The following is a 17,966-nucleotide window of genomic DNA, read 5'->3' on the forward strand; positions in this document are numbered from 1 at the left end:
TTTTTGTCACAAAAAACTACTTGAAAATATCTTCTGCTACGATGCGGGCACCCTGTTTGTTTTGGATTTCTGCCTCGGTGCGGGTAATTTCCACTTTCAACAGACCAATACGTTCCTTCAGATATTCAACGGAATGAACGGACAGGTCCTCCCGGCACACATCCTGCAGGCTAGAGCCCTTTAACAGTTCAAATTCTTCATCATCCATCACATTTATCCATCACTGGCCTCTTGATTTTTTCCTCAGATCTTTCATTTTGATCAGTATAACCCCGTTTACAGCAACATTGAATCAGGAATTGCCATGTCAGTGCCCCTCTCAGAGACCATGCAGGTTATTGAAATCACCGAAGCAGGAGGGCCCGACGTCCTTAAACCGGCAGAACGTCGCCTTCCCGAGCCCGGAGCAGACGAAGTCCTGATCAGGGTCGCTGCCGCCGGCGTCAACCGGCCGGACATCATGCAGCGCAAGGGGCTTTACCCGCCGCCACCCGGCGCCTCGGACATCCCCGGCCTGGAAGTGTCTGGCACCGTCGTCAAAACCGGCGATGCAGTGACCACACTCAACGCGGGCGACAACGTCTGCGCCCTCGTGACCGGCGGCGGTTATGCGGAATATTGTGTCGCCCCGGCGGATACCTGCTTGCCGGCGCCCGACGGCTTTTCCCTCGAGGAAGCCGCCGCCCTGCCGGAAACCTTTTTCACGGTCTGGTCAAATGTCTTTCAGCGCGGACAACTAAAAGAAGGGGAAACCTTCCTTGTGCATGGGGGCACCTCGGGAATTGGCACCACTGCCATCCAGTTGGCAAAGGCTTTCGGCGCCACCGTCATCGCCACCTGCGGCAGTGATGAGAAATGCGTTGCCTGCCGCGACCTGGGCGCAGACCTTGCCATCAACTACAACAGCCAGGATTTTGTCGAGGAAGCAAAGAATTTTACGAAAGGCCGGGGCGTGGATGTTCTGCTGGACATGGTCGCCGGCGACTATGTGGACCGTAACCTGAAAATCATGGCGGAAGACGGCCGCCTGGTCATGATCGCGGTCCAGAAGGGGCCTAAAACGCAGGTCAACGTGCTGCCGATCATGCTAAAGCGCCTGACCTTTACCGGCTCAACATTGCGCGGGCGGGAAGTTGCCTTCAAGCACAGGGTTGCGCGGGACCTGCTGAGCCATGTCTGGCCGTTGTTCAAGGAGGGAACGATCAAGCCGGTCATAAACCGGACCTTCGCCCTGCAGGATGCCGACAAGGCCCATGCATTTCTCGAGAGCGGCGCAAATATCGGAAAAATTATTCTGAAAACCTGAGTTCCAGATAAAAGAAGAGCGCCCGTTAAAGGCGCCCTTCCCCCAGTATACTACCCCTTGTTTTAAAACTGCTCTGGATTAGTTTTTTTTGTTATTCCCGTTATCTGCCAAGAGCCGAGGCTTTTTATTATTCTTTTTATTTTTCGGGGTTCCCCGAAAAAGATATGCGTATCTCACCATATGAAGATACGCATACCTGAACTTATATATAGTGCCTTAAGCAGCGCGGATCTGAGTCAGGAAGTTCTCAAGCTGCTTGCGCAACTCGCCGGACTGTGAAGACAGTCTCTGGGCAGAGGTCAATACGGCACCAGCCGCATCACCTGTGCTCTTCGCACCCTCGTTCACCACATGAATATTGCTGGTCACTTCCTGGGTACCCGCAGATACCTCGGAAACGTTCCGGGCGATTTCATGGGTGGAGGCATCCTGCTCTTCCACTGCAGAAGCGATGGTTACGGATGTTTCATCGATCTGCTTGATCACATTCTGAATACCGGTAATAGCGGTAACGGCCTTCTCGGTCGCAGACTGCATGCCGCCAACCTGGCTCGTGATTTCCTCGGTTGCAGTTGCTGTCTGGCTGGCCAGGTTTTTCACCTCGGAAGCCACAACCGCGAACCCTTTACCGGCTTCACCGGCACGGGCGGCCTCAATAGTCGCATTGAGCGCCAGCAGGTTGGTCTGGTTGGCAATGTCATTAATCAGGTTGATCACGTCACCGATCTTCTGGGCAGCAGATACCAGCCCCTGGATCTCGACGGTAGCCCGTTCAGTCTCGCTCACAGCATTGCGTGAGTAGTTGCTGGACTGGGAAACCTGTGTGCTGATTTCCTTGACGGAAGCTGACAGCTGTTCAGCTGCACTGGCGACCATCTGGATATTGGCACTTGCCTGTTCTGAAGCCGCAGTCACAGTCTGGGACTGGCGGTTTGTTTCTTCGGCAACTGCGGACATGCCCTGGGCAGCCACTTCCATTTCACCGGAAGCCGTGGAAACGCTGTTGACGATTTCCATGACAGAGGTTTCGAAGTCATCGGCCAGGGCAAGCATTTCCTGGCGACGCTCTTCACGGGCCTGGGCTTCACGCTCTTCTTCACGCTGACGCTGGGCTTCTTCTTCCTGTCGTTTGGCTTCAGCCTCGGCTTCTTTCTGCTGGCGGCGCTCTTCCTCGGCCACACGCTGTTCGTCCTCGAGACGGATTTTCTCAATCGCCGCATCCTTGAAGACCTGCAAGGCGCGGGCCATGATACCGATTTCGTCACCACGCTCGGTGCCGTGGACGTCGGCGTCAAGATCACCTTCGGCAATCACACTCATGACTTCGCCAAGCTCGTTCAGCGGTTTTACAACCCGGTAAACAACCATCCAGATGGCACCGGCAGCAATCGCCATGGTGGCCAGCAGCAGAACAATGGCAACAATCATGCTTCCGGTTGCTTCTGCAGAGGTTTCCTCGGCCAGCTGGGCGGTGATTTCACCGGCAGCCTGGCTCAGATCAAGGATCGGAGTAGTCGCTTCGGAAGCCGCATCAATCCACTGATCAGCAGAAACCGGGTAAGGTTCCTCGATCTGGGAAGCGGAATAAACGCTCTGACGAAGGGATTCGGCATATTCCTTGAAGAATACATCCTCAACCTTCTTCATCATGGCAGCCATTTTGGTATCGACATAGCTGCGATCCAGGAACGCGTGTGTCTGGCTCCAGGACGCATTGATCTGTCCACTGTAGACGGAAAGCAGCTGCATACGCAGGGAAGAAAGCGGCTTTTCGCTGGCAATGGCTGCACCGATCACGGCCCATTCCTGATCAGCATATTCAGACATGACAAACAGGGCATGCTTGAGCTGCTGATAGGTGGCAAATTTGTTGTTGGAAATACCGGTTTCCAGAACCAGGCCCATACGAAGGTTGGTCAGTGTATCGATAAGGCTGGTTGTGGTTTTATAGAAATAACGGTCCGCGCGGGATGATTTGCGCTCGCCGTTTTCATCAACATATTCGGCTTTGGGACGATCCGCCTTATCTGCGCTCATGGCCAGATAGGCGGCTTTGCGTGCGTTCAGATACCCGTCGTAAGTCGACTCAACGGCGTCAACCAGTTCTTTTTTACCGGCGAAATCATCTGCATCACGAGCCAGGCGCAGAGCATTCTTATAAGCTGCTTCAGCTTTTTCACTCTGAGTTTCCGCAAGGCGCCTTTTCTCGGCGCTACCGGCAGTGTCACTGCCAAGGACTGTATTTACAATCCCGCGCTCAACAGAAAAATAGTGAGCCGCATTCAGGAGATGGTCAGATGTTTCATTCACCTGAACAATCAATTCCGCTTCAGATTTTCTGTCTGCCGCCTCAAAAGCTGATATTGCACTGAAGGTTAAAACTGACAGGACAAGGATGCCCACAATCCCGAACAAGGAGTTCCGGATGGTAAACAGGCTGCCCATTTTACTTGTATTTGAATTCAAGATTTCGTTATCACTCATACTTCTATCCGCCAAGCCGTTATTGAGTTTAAATATTGAGGGAGCTACCCAACTATCCTGTTCGATCTGCGCTTTTTTCCAGACAGACCTCTCCCTTACATTCACCTTATAGGGGGGGAACTTTAAAAATATCGTTAACAGGACGTGCAGGAATCTAATTTTCCCGTTCAGATATATATAAATACAGAAAGGGAGCGGCTTGAGGCCACTCCCGGAATTGATTTCAGCAAGTTATTTCAGGAGGCTATCGTCCCTGGCTCCGCCAGTTCTTGATAGCGTCAAGTATAAACGCCCGGTCAGAAATGTCATTCTGCCAGTCGCTGGAATATTCGGGATTGGTGCTTGAAGGACGTTTATTCTCATCAAGGTTGTCGAACTTGACCCGGACCGGGGCGCGCACCCCTTCCCCGACGATCAGAGCTTCCCGATTCTGCAACGAAGATAACGCAGCAAGGGATCCCTTGGCGCCTTCAGGCATCACATGCTCGACGAAATTCTGGTCCCGTTCGTTGTTCATGCGCATGGCAAAAATAGTGCCACACTGAGACAGGGCGGATTCAGAAACATCCGCCGGGCGCTGGGAGACCAGCCCCAGTGACACGCCATATTTACGCCCTTCCTTGGCAATCCGTTCGATGGCTTTGCGGGTCGAAGCGAAAACCGTATGATCTTCGGTCGGCACATAACGGTGCGCTTCCTCACAGACCAGCAGGATCGGTTTGGCATCCCGCCCCTTGCTCCAGAGCGCGAAATCAAATACCAGACGGCTGATCATGGACACCACCACATTCACAATTTCCGACGGCACGCCGGACAGATCAATGGTCGATACCGGTTTGCCGTTGACCGGAAAGCGCAGCAGGTTGCCGATTACTTCGGCCAGGTTGTCATTGGCCAGAAGGCCGGAAAACATGAAGCTGAAACGGGCATCCCGGCGCAATTCCTCAATCTTGTTCTTCAGGCGCATATACGGGGTGATCGTATCCGGATTCTCCAGCTTGCCCATTTCATTCTCCAGATATTTGAGCATGAAGGACAACTTGTAGGGAATCGGCGTATCCACTGTGATCTTTTCAGAACTCAGGCTGTCCGATGCATCAATCCTGGCCGCCTGCAGGCAACGCCGGAGAACGTCTATTTCCACCTGCCGGTCCAGCGACCGGTGCAGACCGACGAACATTTCAACATGTTCCTCGAAATTCATCATCCAGTAGGGCAGCCGCAGGTTGTTAATATCAAAATGCTCGCCACAGTCCTCAAAGGCCGCCTCATATTCGTTGTGCGGGTCGAGCATAATAATATGGCCATTAGGCATTCTTTCCACCAGACGGTGAATAAGGAGCGCTACCGTACAGGATTTACCCGTACCGGTGCTGCCCAAAACTGCAAAATGCTTGCCAAGCATGGCGTCGATCATGACACTGGCTTGAGTCACATGCTGGGGAAAGACGGTTCCCACATGGAAATGGTTTATGTCATTGGCGCCGAAAATGGACTCGATATCCTCAAGGGTGGTTTCATAAACCATCTGGCCGGGAGACGGGAAATCAGAGACCCCGCGATCAAACAGAATACCGGACGCTGTATAGGGCGCCTTGATCCCGTGACCAAGATAATCAAGATACATGATCACATGCTCCACCGGACCGGTGGAATTTTCCTGCCGGACCACTTCCCGCACGGAGGCATAAACGAATCCCTTGATCACCTTGATCTTGACGATTGCTCCGATCTGGCCCGGAGACAGACTCGAGTCATCCTTCTCCATAGACCTGTTCAGAGCCTTGACGGCACAGAGCGCAACAACGCCGTTACCGCTGACTTCGGTTACAAATCCAATCTCCTGAGACAGTTCAAGCGCTAACTTGTTGAGCCGTTCTGTCTGCTTTTCATCCAATAGACCGTTCATCTTTTTCACATTGTAATTTCGCCATTTTGTAGTATCATATATCCTTCTCCGTTAACGATAGATAAAGAAACATTAGATTTTGCAGTAGCTTGTATCTTATTGTGATTTTTTGTCGGTTTTTTTACCCGAACGCAGTTTTTCTTTAGTTGACATTTAATCAGATCGCATATAGTTTCCGCCGCAAGTTCAATTGTCACCTTTTTGTGGCACTTATTTAGTATGGGACGGACAAAGCGATGAAAATTGTAAATTCATTAAAGTCATTAAAAAACCGTCACCGTGATTGCCGTGTGATCCGCCGCAGAGGCCGGACCTACGTGATCAACAAGACCAACCGCCGTTTTAAGGCGCGTCAGGGCTGAGTGACCAAGACTAGAATTCGCTGCTGGCTTAATGTCGGCAGTTAATAGGAGACCGTGCTTCCCCCCCAAGAGCACGGTCTTCTTCATTGTGGAGACCTCACGTATCGGAGTCGCCCCATGAATGAAAGAAAACCAGGCTGTATCGTTTTCGATCTCGGCAATGTGCTGGTCAGATGGCATCCCCGCAATGCCTATGCCCCGTTGTTCAACAACGATGACCGCGACCTTGACCACTTTCTGGAAAATATCTGCAACATGGACTGGCATAACCGGCTTGACGCCGGGGAAAGCTTCGCCGATGCCATAGACGCCCTGTCCGCCCGACATCCCGAGCATGCGGATATGATCAGAGCCTATGACAGCCACTGGGACCACATGTTCGCCGGAGCGATCGAAGAAAATGTGGATATTCTCAACCGGCTTCACAGGGCCGGGCATCCTCTTTTCGCCCTGACCAATTTCCCGACCGAAAAATATGACAGTTTCTGCAACAGCTTTGACTTTATGAGCCTGTTCCGGGATGTCATCGTTTCAGGGCAGGAAGGCGTGATCAAGCCAAAGCCCGAGATCTATCACATCCTCAAGGACCGGACCGGTTTCGCCGCAGAGGACACCCTGTTCATTGACGACCGGGCTGACAATATCGCCGCCGCCGAAAAAATAGGATTCCGGACACACCACTTCACAACACCCGGGGTTTTTGAGCAAAACCTCCGAGGCCTGGGGCTCCTGCCCTAGCTTTCCGCGTGGTCAGCCTGGACCCGGGCAATCCGCAGCACATTGGTTTTCCCCGGTGTGCCAAAGGGCATGCCGGCCATAATTACAATATGGTCGTTCTCCCGGGCAAAGCCATATTCCAGGCACACATCACAGGCCTTGTCGATCATGTCCTGAAAATTGACCGCATCGGCGGTATGGACGCTGTTGAGACCCCAGAACAGACATAACCGGCGCGCTGTATCCAGATTGGGCGTCAGAACCAGCAAAGGCGTCACAGGCCGCTCACGGGATGACCGGCGGGCCGTTGACCCTGACCCCGTATAGGTGACAATGGCCTTGGCGTTGATCGTATTGGCAACCTGACTTGCCGCGGCACTCAGCGCGTCGGCAGAAGTAGATTCAAGTTTGGTTTCCTCCCGCCGCAAGGCCTGACGATAACTTGGCTCACTTTCGGTATGGGTCGCGATCCGGTCCATGGCACTGACGGCCTCCAGCGGGTATTCCCCGGCTGCCGATTCTGCAGACAGCATGATGGCATCCGCCCCGTCAAAAACGGCATTGGCCACATCGGAAACCTCGGCCCGGGTCGGAACCGGACTGTTGATCATGCTTTCCAGCATCTGCGTGGCCACAACAACACTTTTGCCGGCGCGCCGGGCGTGCCTGATGATCTTTTTCTGTTTGGAAGGCACTTCCTCCATCGGCAGTTCAACCCCCATATCACCACGGGCCACCATCACCGCATCCGACTTGGCAATAATTTCATCCAGGGCATACAGGGCGGAGGGTTTTTCCAGCTTTGACAGGATCGCCGCCCGGTCACCGATAATATCGCGGGCTTCCTGTACATCCTCGGGCCGCTGCACAAAGGACAGAGCCACCCAGTCAACTCCGAGGTCGAGCACAAAATCCAGATCCCTGCGGTCCTTTTCGGTCAGTGCCGCCAGCGGCAGAATGGCATTGGGCACATTAACACCCTTGCGATTCGAAAGCGGGCCGCCAACCACAACAGTGGTTTCTATAGATCGGGGGCCCACCTTGTCGATCAACAGCCTGATTTTACCATCATCCAGAAGCAGATGGGTACCGGGCTGAACCGCTTCGAAAATTTCCGGATGCGGCAGTTCCACCCGCTCCGCCGTTCCCGGTATTTTCTGCATATCCAGAGTGAATTTGGCGCCTTCCTCCAGCACCACCCGGTCATTCCCGAAGGCGCCGATACGCAGCTTGGGGCCCTGCAGGTCGGCCAGGATACCGATGGGACGACCGGTTTGCTTTTCAACTTCGCGGATCTTGTCATGCAACGCCGCCACATCCTTGTGGGCACCGTGGCTCATGTTGAGCCGGAACACGTCGGCACCGGCGTCCGAGAGCTTGCGGATCATCTCCACAGAAGAACTGGACGGGCCGAGGGTAGCTATGATTCTGGTACGGCGCTGGCGGTGCATGAATATATCCTTGAAACTGGAGAGAACGGCATTGTCTTCTATTAATAACATACTGAATTAACTTGGTGAATCTTTTATGATGCAATAGTTAATCAATTACGGGTTAATTGATCATTTCCCTGCACTCTTGACTTTATCCGACGGCTGCATACCTTAGTCATCCAGGGTAATCAAACACGAAAGACATATATTGCAGTCATCTCACCGAACGCCTCCAACTGCGGAACAACACGAGGCCTATGAAGTCCTCAATCCGCACGGAAAGGCAAACATTGTCCTGATCTGCGAACATGCCAGTAATTTCATTCCCGATGACTATGACAATCTTGGCCTGAACCAGACCGACCTCCAGCGTCATATCGCCTGGGATATCGGCATGGCAGCGATCACCCGCCAGCTTTCCAAAGAACTGGACGCCCCGGCAATCCTGGCCCGATTCTCCCGGTTACTGATCGATCCCAACAGGGAACCTGATCATAAAACCCTGATCCCGGAAATCAGTGATGAAACCGTCATACTTGGCAATCGCAATCTGGACCATGAAGCCAGGCGGGAACGGCTTGACCGTTTTTACCATCCTTTTCATGACCGGACAGAAGAACTTGTCAGGCACAAGGGCCATGGCGGCCATGTACCGCTGGTTTGCGGCATGCACAGTTTTACGCCGGTGATGAATGGCGCCCCCCGTCCCTGGCATGCAGGTATGCTGTGGAACCGGGATCCGCGACTGGCCCGGGAACTGATTAATCGGCTGCAGAAAAAGCATAGCCTGATGGTCGGTGACAACAAACCCTATTCCGGACGCGACCTGTTCCATACAATGAACCGGCACGGAGCGGACCACGGCTATCCCCAGGTCACCATAGAAGTCCGGCAGAATGAAATTGACAAGCCCGCCGGGCAGAATAAATGGGCCCGGCTTCTGGCCGAAGAGCTGTCGGAACTGGCCCGGGATTCCTCCCTGACAACAATCAGACATTTCTAACTTGACGGAGCTGACATGGACGAACAGACACGCATCGAAATTGAAGCCGCCGCCTTTCGCCGGCTGCTTTCCCATCTTGCCAAACGAACCGATACCCAGAATATTGATCTGATGGGCCTTGCCGGTTTCTGCCGCAACTGCCTGGCCAACTGGTATACCGAAGCCGCGGACGAACACGGCATTAAACTGGACAAGGCCGAGGCCCGGGAAATCATCTATGGCATGCCTTACGCTGAATGGACGGAAAAATACCAGACCAAGGCCACCGCGGAACAGATGCAGAAAATGGACGAAAGTCTGAAGAAAAACGAAGAACTCTGAAGCCGGAGGAACAGGCATTCAATTTGTTTTAATTTCCGGTTGCCTTGCCCCGGGTGCAGGGATAATGTGCCTCTTCAAAATTCAAATCCGGCTCAATTTTCAAATCAGGAGCAATATTCATGACAGAAGCAGGTGGCATCGCGGCAGATGCACTACGGTCCTATATCGAACGCATTGAAAGACTGGAAGAGGAAAAGGCAAACCTGGCCGCCGACATCAAGGATGTCTATTCCGAAGCGAAATCAACCGGGTTTGATGTGAAAATCATGCGCCAGATCATTCGGCTGCGAAAAATGGAAGAACATGACCGTCAGGAAATGGAAGCCCTGATTGACACCTATGCCCATGCTCTTGGAATGGCCCGGGGATAATCTCTGAAAATTGCCTGAAATGCAAAGGGCGGATATTCCGCCCTTTTTATTTGCCCGATTTGATGGCGTCGACAATTTTCTGTGTACGGGCATCGGCGCGGGAACCGTGGATGACAAAAATGGCATGGCCCACAGCGATGGCCCAAAGAATCCATCCACCAAGAAGCACGAAAAAGATCCCCACAACCCAGAGCACAGCATTGAAGATCGCCTGGAAAATCTTGCCGTAAAAAATCAGTGCAAGCGGCGGCAGGAAAAAAGCCAGCAGATAAATCATTCCTCAAACCCTTATATCGTTTAAGAATAATATATTGCGGTAAGCCAGTCGTTTTTCAAGAGTTATTTATTTCGGCAACCGGCCCATCCTGATCCTGACCGGACTCATCAAGCCCAAGTTCGGATATCTTCCGGTACAGGGTGGATCTGCCGATTCCAAGACGGCGGGCAATTTCGGACATTTTGCCGTCATACTTGCGCATGGCAAAAATGATCATCCCGTTTTCCACCTCACAGATGGACCGGATGTCGCCATGTTCATCAAGGATATTTACGGGCGAGGAAAAGTGGTCGGCCAGATCGTCATGGATAATTCCGGCGATCCCTTCCCTGGCGAAACTTTCAGGATACTTCTGGAGAGCCGACAGAACCTGGGGGAAATCCTCGGGGCCTATAGATTCTCCTTCGGATAGAATGACCGCCCGGAATATGGAATTCTCTAGCTGACGGACATTGCCGGGCCAGGAATAACTGCACAGCAATTTCAGGGCTTCTGTGGTCAGATGTTTACGGACACGTCCTTCCGAGGCGCTGATCTTGTCAATGAAATGGAGCGCCAGCTTTTCGATATCGCCAACACGTTCCCGAAGCGGCGGCAGGGTAATGGGAAACACATTGAGCCGGTAATAGAGGTCTTCCCGGAATTGTCCTATCTCCACCAGATCCTTCAGTTTCCTGTTGGTGGCGGAAATCAGGCGTACGTCCACCTTGGCCGGCACGCGACTGCCGATGGAATCAACCTCCCCTTCCTGCAAAACCCTGAGCAGCTTGACCTGAAGGTCCAGCGGCAGTTCACCGATCTCGTCGAGGAATATTGTGCCGCCATTGGCTTCGACAAATTTACCCTCGTGCTTTTCTGTCGCCCCCGTGAACGCCCCTTTTTCATGGCCGAAAAGAATCGACTCCACCAGATTGGCCGGGATGGCCCCGCAGTTGACCACAACAAACGGCTTTCCTGCACGCTCGCTGGATCCCTGTATGGACCGGGCAAAAACCTCTTTACCGACACCGCTTTCCCCCTCCAGCAGGATGGGCACATTGGCGCGGGCACCTTTTTTGGCCAGTTCGATGGCCTGGTGGATCGCCGGGCTGTCGCCCATCAGATCCTGGAAATTCATAATGCCGTCCCATTTACGGGTCAGGCGGGAAACCTCACCCGATAACTGATTCAGCTTCAGGGCGTTTTCTATGGAAACTTTGAGCCGGTCGACACTGGCCGGCTTGGCAATAAAGTCAATGGCCCCTGCCCGCATGGCATTGACGGCAGAATCGAGACTGCTGTGCGCCGTCAGGACAATAACCGGAACGATCAGGTTTTCCTCGGCGATTTTTTCAAGCACCTCGATCCCGCTGATATCCCCCAGCACCAGATCAAGCAACACCAGATCCACCTGCAGGGGTTCCTTACCACACAGCATGTCGATGGCTTCCCTGCCGCTGCTGGCCATTACCGTATTATATCCGGCTTTTTCCAGCGCGATCTGGAGCATCTTGCGTTGAGTTTCCTCATCATCAACGATCAGGATCAGCTTTCTCATATCGACAGATCTACTTTTGATTGTTGTTATAATTTTTCTTTCCCTTATGTCCCAATACGGGACAAAGGTTAAAAAACATGAAAAATCACTCTTTTTGTCCCATTTTGGGATAAATTTTGCCAATTTAAGGGCAAAAACCATTTGGTTCCCCTTTTGCGGTGACCTTGTCCAAATCTCGCAATCTGTCGCAAAATGGTCTGGAATTTACCTTATTGCCGCCGAAAGAATGCCATTTTTGAAAAGGATACTTATTTTCAGGACGGTTGGATGAACACGCCTATCAAATCAACAACACAAGATGTGGGAAAGTTTCATCATGACCAGATACAGCCTTGCACTATTCCTCTGCCTGCTCCTGCCAGCCCCTCTGCTGGCTGAACCCCATGCCCCCCTGACAAGCGGCATCCTGACATTCAAACCGGCCAGTGAAGAAGCGGAAACAACCCCGGCACCCCTGCTGGATACAGACGTCAAAATGGATATCTCCGGCCTGATCGCCCGGGTGACCGTCACCCAGACTTTCAAAAATACCACCAGCCGCTGGCAGGAAGCCAGTTACATGTTTCCGCTGCCGGAGAATGCCGCTGTCGATCATCTGAAGATGATCATCGGCGAGCGGGTGGTCGAGGGAGAAATCCGTGAAAAACAGAAAGCCCAAAAGATTTATCTCGCCGCCAAAAAAGCGGGAAAAAAGGCGTCGCTGGTAAACCAGAACCGTCCCAACGTCTTCACCACAAAACTTGCCAACATCGGGCCCGGTGAGGAAATTTCCGTCACCATCCAGTATCAGCAGACCCTCTCCTATAACAAAGGTGAATTCAGCCTGCGCTTCCCGCTGGTCGTGGGTCCGAGATACACGCCACAGCGCATCATTTCAGAACAGATCACCGGCAACAGTGAAGACGGATGGACCCTGGAGGATCCAGATAATGAAATCATCACCTCTGATGTCATCGGGCCGGGCAGCACCCGCAAAAACCCGGTCAGCATTGACATCGACCTGAACGCCGGCATGGAACTTTCCAGCCTGACCAGTCCCTCCCATGACATTGCCCCGAGCGAGATTTCCGCCGGGCGCTGGCGCATCACTCTGGCCAATGATGACGAAATCGCCAACCGTGATTTTGTTTTCAACTGGTCCCCAAAACTGGGTCAGGAACCCAAAGCCGCCCTGTTCAGGGAAACAACAGGCGACGACAATTATTACCTGATGATGCTGATGCCGTCGGCCAGTTCCTATGGAGAAAGCACACGCCTGCCCAAGGAAAGCATCTTCATCATCGATACCTCCGGCTCCATGCACGGCCAGAGCCTGGCCCAGGCAAAGGCCGCCCTGGCTCTGGCCATCCGCGGCCTGAACCCGTCAGACAGCTTCAATGTTATTGAATTCAACAGCATCACCACGCCCCTGTTTCCACAGAGCCGTCCCGTCACGCCGTCCACTGTTGAACAAGCGCTTTATTTCGTCAATGGCCTGCAGTCGGACGGAGGCACGGAAATGGCGCCGGCCCTGCAACTGGCCCTCAATACACCCGGCGATCAAAACCGCCTGCGCCAGGTTATCTTCCTGACTGACGGGGCCATCGGCAATGAAGAGCAGCTTTTCAGCCTGATCAATGACCGGCTCGGTGACGGGCGTCTGTTCACCGTCGGCATCGGTTCCGCTCCCAACAGCTTCTTCATGCGCAAGGCGGCCGAATTCGGGCGGGGCACCTTCACCCATATCGGGTCGACAGAGGAAGTCTCCGGCAAGATGCAGAAACTATTCGCCAAGCTGTCCGCCCCGGTGATGACCAATATCCGCATTCTGTGGCCGGAGGAAACGGAAGTTGAAATGTGGCCTGAGCGACAGCCGGACCTGTATCTCAACGAGCCCCTGATCATCAAGGCAAAAAGCCCGCTGGCCGGAGGCACACTCCGGATAGAAGGACGGCTGAACAATGCCCTGTGGAAAAGCAGTCTGCCCCTGGATACCGCCCGCGAGGACAAAGGGGTCGCCCAGGTCTGGGCGCGCCAGAAAATCGCAGGCCTGACAGACAAAATGCGCGAAGGCGGCGACCGGGAAAAACTGAAGGCAGAGATGACCTCCCTCGCCCTTGCCCATCATATGGTCAGTAAATACACCAGCCTGGTCGCTGTGGATAAAACGCCTGCGCGTCCGCCCGAAGAAACACTGGATCAGAAAACCGTGCCACAGCATATGCCCAAGGGCTGGTCCCATGACAAGGTGCTTGGTGAGAAGAAGGCAAAGGCCCTGATGGCGCCGCAGCCGACGGTCGCGCCTCCCGCCGCGGACATGATGGTGGCCAGCGCCCCGCAGACGGCGACGGATGAGGACCTGAAACTGGCTCTCGGCCTGATCCTGTGCCTGGGCGCCGCTATTGCCCTCCTGTTCCGGCGCCGGATCGCATGACGGGGCGGCTTGTTGCCGGGCTATGCCTGATCCTTGGCCTGAGTATATTGTCCGACGGACTTTATATGAAGGCCAAGGCCAGGCTGGCCCAGTATCTTCTGGCAAGCTCCTGGCAGGACACCCTGTCGGGAGGCCGGGAGGTTAGACCCTGGAGCTGGGCGGATACCTGGCCGGTGGCGCGGCTGAGTTTTCCCACCCTGAACCGGAGCCATATCATCCTTGCCGGAGCCAGCGGGCGCACCATGGCCTTTGGCCCGGGCCACCTGAGCACCAGCGCCCTGCCCGGCTATCCCGGCCACAGTTACGTCAGCGCCCATCGCAACAGCCAGTTCCGGGACCTGCAATATCTTTCCATCGGCGATGAAATCCTCGTTCAGCGGCCAAGCGGACTTTGGATCACCTATATCATCGACGACATCACCATCTTTGATGCCGGGACAAAAAAGCTTGGCCTTGACCTCGATGTGGACAGGCTCAGCCTGATTACCTGTTATCCTTTTGATACGTTGCAGCCAAACACCCCTTGGCGTTATATGGTAAGTGCCTATATGAAGGAAGAAACGCATCTCCAAAAGGATATCTGATCTATGACCAAACTGGACCTCGACATTTCCAAACTTCCCAGATGGGACCTTACCGACCTTTATCCGTCCCTGAACTGTAAGGAACTGGAAAATGACTTCGAGGCCCTGAAGGGACAGGCCGGGGAGTTTGCCGGAAAATATAAAGGCAAACTGGCAGGTCTTTCGGCTGATGAAATGCTGGCGGCGCTCAGAACCTACGAGGCTATGGAAACAAAGATGGGCCGCATCTACAGCTATGCCGGCCTGCTTTATGCCGGGGATATGACCGACGGCAAGATCGCCCAGTTTTACCAGACTGCGCACGAAAAACTGAATAGTATCGTCAGCAAGGTGCTGTTTTTCACCCTCGAACTCAACAAGCTCGAAGACCGGGTGATTGACGGCTGGCTGGACCAGTCGGCGGAACTGAAACGCTACGGCTCCTGGTTTGACGGCGTGCGTCTCTACCGTCCCTATCAGCTTGAGGACAAGCTGGAGGAACTGCTGCATGAAAAGTCGGTGGCCGGACGGGCCGCCTGGAACCGGCTGTTTGACGAAACCATGGCCGGTCTGAAATTTAATTACAAGGATCCCAAAAGCGGCGAGACCCGGGAGCTCGGCACCGAAGAATGCCTCGACCTGCTGAGCGACAGTGATGGTGACAGGCGGAAGGCCGCGGCCGAGGCGCTGGATGAAACCTTTGACAAGAATATCCGCCTGTTCACTCTGGTTACCAACACCCTGGCCAAGGACAAGGAAATCGAGGACCGCTGGCGTGCTTACGAAAACCCCACCACATCGCGGCATCTGTCCAACCGGGTCGAACAGGAAGTTGTGGATGCGCTGGTCACGGCAGTCAAGGCCGCCTATCCGAAACTGTCCCACCGCTACTACAAACTGAAAGCCAAATGGTTCGGAGTGGAAAAAATGAACTGGTGGGACCGCAACGCCCCCCTGCCGAAAACCGACGAAAAGCTTTTCCAGTGGGATGACGCCACCACTACCGTGCTTTCCGCCTACCGGCGCTTTTCGCCCAAACTGGCGGACATCGGCCAGAATTTTTTTGACAACAACTGGATTGATGCGCCGGTCCGGCCGGGCAAGTCACCCGGCGCCTTTGCCCATCCGACCGTCACCGACGCCCATCCTTACCTGCTGCTCAATTATATGGGCAAAAGCCGGGATGTGATGACCCTGGCCCATGAACTCGGCCACGGCGTGCATCAGGTGCTGGCGGCGGGACAGGGAGAACTGCTGGCCTCCACCCCGCTGACCCTTGCCGAAACCGCCAGTGTGTTCGGGGAAATGCTGACCTTCCAGTCCATTCTGGACCAGGAAAAGGATGAACAGCGCAAGAAGCTCCTGATCGCCGGCAAGGTGGAAGACATGCTCAATACGGTGGTCCGACAAATCGCCTTCTATGATTTCGAGGTACGGGTTCACAACGCCCGCAAGGACAGCGAGCTAAGCGCCGAAGACCTGAGCGAAATCTGGATGGCCGTGCAGAAGGAAAGCCTGGGCGACGCCTTTATCTTTGATGAGAAATACCGCCATTTCTGGTGCTATATCCCCCATTTCATCCATTCACCCTTCTACGTCTATGCCTATGCCTTCGGCGATTGCCTGGTCAACTCGCTCTATGCCACCTATCTGAAACAGCCGGAAGGGTTTGAGGAGAAATATCTCGATATGCTGGCCGCTGGCGGCAGCCTGCATCACAGGGACCTTCTCAAACCGTTTGGACTGGATGCGTCGGATCCCGCATTCTGGAATACCGGCCTTGATATGATCGCCGGATATATCGATCAATTAGAGTGAAAGGTTTCACTGTAAACCGTTAGTATTGCACACGAATATCCTTTTTATTTGCGTTGCACAATATTATATTTTGTCTACTATCCCATGGGTAGGGCACCTGTGACTTTCGTGCGTTTATCATGATAGGATCTGATCTATGATGACCGGGTCTGTTCCATGGTATGTTTCAAATGCGGGAACATTTTCGTGTAGGTTTGTTACTTGCCTGAACACAATGATAAAATAAAAATCAATAAGAATTAAACTAACGGGAAAAAGTCGGTATGAAATTAGCAGTTCCAAAAGAAAGGCGGGCGCACGAAAAACGTGTTGCTGCAACCCCCGACACGGTAAAAAAACTGATCCAGCTTGGGTTTGACGTGTCGGTGGAAACCGGTGCCGGAGTACAGAGCAGTATTCCGGACGCAGACTTTGAAGCAGCAGGCGCCAGCATTACGCCGGACGCCGCCAGCACCTATAAGGATGCGAATGTGATCTTCAAGGTCCAGCGTCCGTTGCATGCGGCCGAGGGGGATATTGACGAAATCGCCCTGATCGGTAGTGGCGTGAAACTGGTTGCCAGCCTTTCCCCCTACACGGATACCGGTATGCTGGATATTTATGCCAAGGGCAATATCGAGGCCTATGCCATGGAGCTGATGCCGCGCATCACCCGGGCCCAGAGCATGGACATCCTGTCGTCCCAGTCCAATCTGGCCGGCTACCGGGCCGTCATTGACGGCGCTTACGAGTATGGCCGCGCCTTCCCCATGATGATGACCGCCGCCGGCACAGTTGCCCCGGCCAAGGTGCTGGTCATGGGCGCAGGTGTCGCCGGTCTTCAGGCCATCGCCACCGCCAAGCGCCTGGGCGCCATCGTTTCCGCTACAGACGTGCGCCTTGCCGCCAAGGAACAGGTGGAAAGCCTGGGCGGCAAATTCGTCATGGTTGACGATGAGGAAGCCAAAGAAGCCGAAACCGCCGGCGGTTACGCCAAGGAAATGAGCGACGAGTATAAAGCCAAACAGGCCAGGCTGATTGCCGAAACCATCACCAAGCAGGATATGGTCATCACCACGGCCCTGATCCCGGGCCGCCCCGCGCCGGTGCTGGTCACCGACGAGATGGTGGAAAGCATGAAACCGGGCAGCGTGATTGTCGACCTGGCTGTGGAACAGGGCGGCAATGTGACGCTCAGCAAACCCGGCGAAATCGTCGAACACAAGGGTGTCAAAATCATCGGTCACTACAATGTACCGGGCCGCCTCGCTACCGATGCCAGCGCCCTCTACGCCAAGAACCTGCTCAACTTCATCACCCCCCATGTGGATGGCGAGAGCAAGACACTGAACATAAACTATGAGGATGAAACCGTGAGCGGCATTCTGCTGACCCGGGACGGTTCAATCATTCATCCCAACTTCACGTCAGCCAAAGATTCAAATGGAGGGAAATGAGATGGAAAAACTTCAG

16 protein-coding genes are annotated in these 17,966 nt (G+C 53.9%); 10 read left to right on the forward strand and 6 right to left on the reverse strand.

Annotated features, from left to right (window positions below; translation table 11 throughout):
- Window positions 1-16: 16 nt before the first annotated feature.
- On the reverse strand, window positions 17-208 hold the full coding sequence (locus tag ACORNT_RS16145) for a DUF1192 domain-containing protein (protein WP_321393207.1): 192 nt from the start codon (window positions 206-208) through the stop codon (window positions 17-19).
- Window positions 209-328: 120 nt separating this feature from the next.
- Here ACORNT_RS16145 and ACORNT_RS16150 point away from each other — a divergent pair, with 120 nt between their 5' ends.
- Window positions 329-1,306 (forward strand): NAD(P)H-quinone oxidoreductase, encoded by a 978-nt coding sequence (locus ACORNT_RS16150; protein WP_420717581.1) that lies wholly within the window; start codon window positions 329-331, stop codon window positions 1,304-1,306.
- A gap of 216 nt (window positions 1,307-1,522) precedes the next feature.
- Here the strand turns inward: ACORNT_RS16150 and ACORNT_RS16155 are convergent, their stop codons facing one another.
- Both ACORNT_RS16155 and ACORNT_RS16160 read right to left on the reverse strand, forming a co-directional pair.
- The gene (locus ACORNT_RS16155) at window positions 1,523-3,790 is read right to left on the reverse strand and encodes a methyl-accepting chemotaxis protein (RefSeq protein ID WP_321393213.1); all 2,268 of its coding nucleotides are present in this window, start codon (window positions 3,788-3,790) and stop codon (window positions 1,523-1,525) included.
- 244 nt (window positions 3,791-4,034) lie between these two features.
- Complete coding sequence (locus ACORNT_RS16160) at window positions 4,035-5,699, reverse strand: ATP-binding protein (RefSeq protein ID WP_321393216.1); 1,665 nt, start codon at window positions 5,697-5,699, stop codon at window positions 4,035-4,037.
- Between the two features lie 236 nt (window positions 5,700-5,935).
- Between ACORNT_RS16160 and ykgO the strand changes: the two genes are divergently transcribed.
- Both ykgO and ACORNT_RS16170 read left to right on the forward strand, forming a co-directional pair.
- On the forward strand, window positions 5,936-6,061 hold the full coding sequence (gene ykgO, locus ACORNT_RS16165; protein WP_321393218.1) for a type B 50S ribosomal protein L36: 126 nt from the start codon (window positions 5,936-5,938) through the stop codon (window positions 6,059-6,061).
- Between the two features lie 117 nt (window positions 6,062-6,178).
- Window positions 6,179-6,799 (forward strand): HAD family phosphatase, encoded by a 621-nt coding sequence (locus tag ACORNT_RS16170; RefSeq protein ID WP_321393221.1) that lies wholly within the window; start codon window positions 6,179-6,181, stop codon window positions 6,797-6,799.
- Here ACORNT_RS16170 and pyk read toward each other — a convergent pair.
- Window positions 6,796-8,229: a pyruvate kinase gene (gene pyk / locus ACORNT_RS16175; RefSeq protein ID WP_321393223.1), complete on the reverse strand. Its 1,434-nt coding sequence runs from the start codon at window positions 8,227-8,229 to the stop codon at window positions 6,796-6,798. The two genes, ACORNT_RS16170 and pyk, sit on opposite strands and share 4 nt — an antisense overlap.
- Window positions 8,230-8,419: 190 nt before the next feature.
- On the opposite strand from pyk, the gene ACORNT_RS16180 reads away from it, so the two are divergent.
- From ACORNT_RS16180 to ACORNT_RS16190, 3 genes are all read left to right on the forward strand, one after another.
- Window positions 8,420-9,214, forward strand: coding sequence for an N-formylglutamate amidohydrolase (locus tag ACORNT_RS16180; protein ID WP_321393225.1), 795 nt, complete (start codon window positions 8,420-8,422; stop codon window positions 9,212-9,214).
- Between the two features lie 15 nt (window positions 9,215-9,229).
- Entirely contained in the window at window positions 9,230-9,535 is a 306-nt protein-coding gene (locus ACORNT_RS16185; RefSeq protein WP_321393229.1) for a DUF1244 domain-containing protein, read from the forward strand.
- Window positions 9,536-9,654: 119 nt separating this feature from the next.
- Window positions 9,655-9,906, forward strand: a complete 252-nt coding sequence (locus tag ACORNT_RS16190) for a DUF2312 domain-containing protein (protein ID WP_321393231.1) — start codon at window positions 9,655-9,657, stop codon at window positions 9,904-9,906.
- 46 nt (window positions 9,907-9,952) lie between these two features.
- Here the strand turns inward: ACORNT_RS16190 and ACORNT_RS16195 are convergent, their stop codons facing one another.
- Together ACORNT_RS16195 and ACORNT_RS16200 are read right to left on the reverse strand one after the other, a co-directional pair.
- Entirely contained in the window at window positions 9,953-10,183 is a 231-nt protein-coding gene (locus tag ACORNT_RS16195; RefSeq protein WP_321393234.1) for a hypothetical protein, read from the reverse strand.
- A 55-nt stretch (window positions 10,184-10,238) separates the two neighbouring features.
- Window positions 10,239-11,720, reverse strand: a complete 1,482-nt coding sequence (locus ACORNT_RS16200) for a sigma-54 dependent transcriptional regulator (RefSeq protein ID WP_321393237.1) — start codon at window positions 11,718-11,720, stop codon at window positions 10,239-10,241.
- Window positions 11,721-12,036: 316 nt separating this feature from the next.
- Here ACORNT_RS16200 and ACORNT_RS16205 point away from each other — a divergent pair, with 316 nt between their 5' ends.
- From ACORNT_RS16205 to ACORNT_RS16220, 4 genes are all read left to right on the forward strand, one after another.
- A complete protein-coding gene (locus ACORNT_RS16205; RefSeq protein ID WP_321393239.1) occupies window positions 12,037-14,133 on the forward strand; it encodes a marine proteobacterial sortase target protein in 2,097 nt (698 codons plus the stop codon).
- A complete protein-coding gene (locus ACORNT_RS16210; protein WP_321393243.1) occupies window positions 14,130-14,717 on the forward strand; it encodes a class GN sortase in 588 nt (195 codons plus the stop codon). Before ACORNT_RS16205 ends, ACORNT_RS16210 begins: the two co-directional genes overlap by 4 nt.
- A gap of 3 nt (window positions 14,718-14,720) precedes the next feature.
- A complete protein-coding gene (locus ACORNT_RS16215) occupies window positions 14,721-16,514 on the forward strand; it encodes a M3 family oligoendopeptidase (RefSeq protein ID WP_321393246.1) in 1,794 nt (597 codons plus the stop codon).
- 263 nt (window positions 16,515-16,777) lie between these two features.
- On the forward strand, window positions 16,778-17,950 hold the full coding sequence (locus tag ACORNT_RS16220; RefSeq protein ID WP_321393249.1) for a Re/Si-specific NAD(P)(+) transhydrogenase subunit alpha: 1,173 nt from the start codon (window positions 16,778-16,780) through the stop codon (window positions 17,948-17,950).
- Window positions 17,951-17,966: the final 16 nt, after the last annotated feature.

Origin of the sequence: Emcibacter sp., assembly GCF_963675455.1 — a bacterium.
Taxonomy (GTDB): domain Bacteria; phylum Pseudomonadota; class Alphaproteobacteria; order Sphingomonadales; family Emcibacteraceae; genus Emcibacter.

What these genes read in the sequence shown, in the direction of transcription:
- ACORNT_RS16145 (WP_321393207.1), bottom strand. Translation starts at nt 208, where the DNA reads ATGGATGATGAAGAATTTGAACTGTTAAAGGGCTCTAGCCTGCAGGAT.
- ACORNT_RS16150 (WP_420717581.1), top strand. Translation starts at nt 329, where the DNA reads ATGCAGGTTATTGAAATCACCGAAGCAGGAGGGCCCGACGTCCTTAAA.
- ACORNT_RS16155 (WP_321393213.1), bottom strand. Translation starts at nt 3,790, where the DNA reads ATGAGTGATAACGAAATCTTGAATTCAAATACAAGTAAAATGGGCAGC.
- ACORNT_RS16160 (WP_321393216.1), bottom strand. Translation starts at nt 5,699, where the DNA reads ATGAACGGTCTATTGGATGAAAAGCAGACAGAACGGCTCAACAAGTTA.
- ykgO (WP_321393218.1), top strand. Translation starts at nt 5,936, where the DNA reads ATGAAAATTGTAAATTCATTAAAGTCATTAAAAAACCGTCACCGTGAT.
- ACORNT_RS16170 (WP_321393221.1), top strand. Translation starts at nt 6,179, where the DNA reads ATGAATGAAAGAAAACCAGGCTGTATCGTTTTCGATCTCGGCAATGTG.
- pyk (WP_321393223.1), bottom strand. Translation starts at nt 8,229, where the DNA reads ATGCACCGCCAGCGCCGTACCAGAATCATAGCTACCCTCGGCCCGTCC.
- ACORNT_RS16185 (WP_321393229.1), top strand. Translation starts at nt 9,230, where the DNA reads ATGGACGAACAGACACGCATCGAAATTGAAGCCGCCGCCTTTCGCCGG.
- ACORNT_RS16190 (WP_321393231.1), top strand. Translation starts at nt 9,655, where the DNA reads ATGACAGAAGCAGGTGGCATCGCGGCAGATGCACTACGGTCCTATATC.
- ACORNT_RS16195 (WP_321393234.1), bottom strand. Translation starts at nt 10,183, where the DNA reads ATGATTTATCTGCTGGCTTTTTTCCTGCCGCCGCTTGCACTGATTTTT.
- ACORNT_RS16200 (WP_321393237.1), bottom strand. Translation starts at nt 11,720, where the DNA reads ATGAGAAAGCTGATCCTGATCGTTGATGATGAGGAAACTCAACGCAAG.
- ACORNT_RS16205 (WP_321393239.1), top strand. Translation starts at nt 12,037, where the DNA reads ATGACCAGATACAGCCTTGCACTATTCCTCTGCCTGCTCCTGCCAGCC.
- ACORNT_RS16210 (WP_321393243.1), top strand. Translation starts at nt 14,130, where the DNA reads ATGACGGGGCGGCTTGTTGCCGGGCTATGCCTGATCCTTGGCCTGAGT.
- ACORNT_RS16215 (WP_321393246.1), top strand. Translation starts at nt 14,721, where the DNA reads ATGACCAAACTGGACCTCGACATTTCCAAACTTCCCAGATGGGACCTT.
- ACORNT_RS16220 (WP_321393249.1), top strand. Translation starts at nt 16,778, where the DNA reads ATGAAATTAGCAGTTCCAAAAGAAAGGCGGGCGCACGAAAAACGTGTT.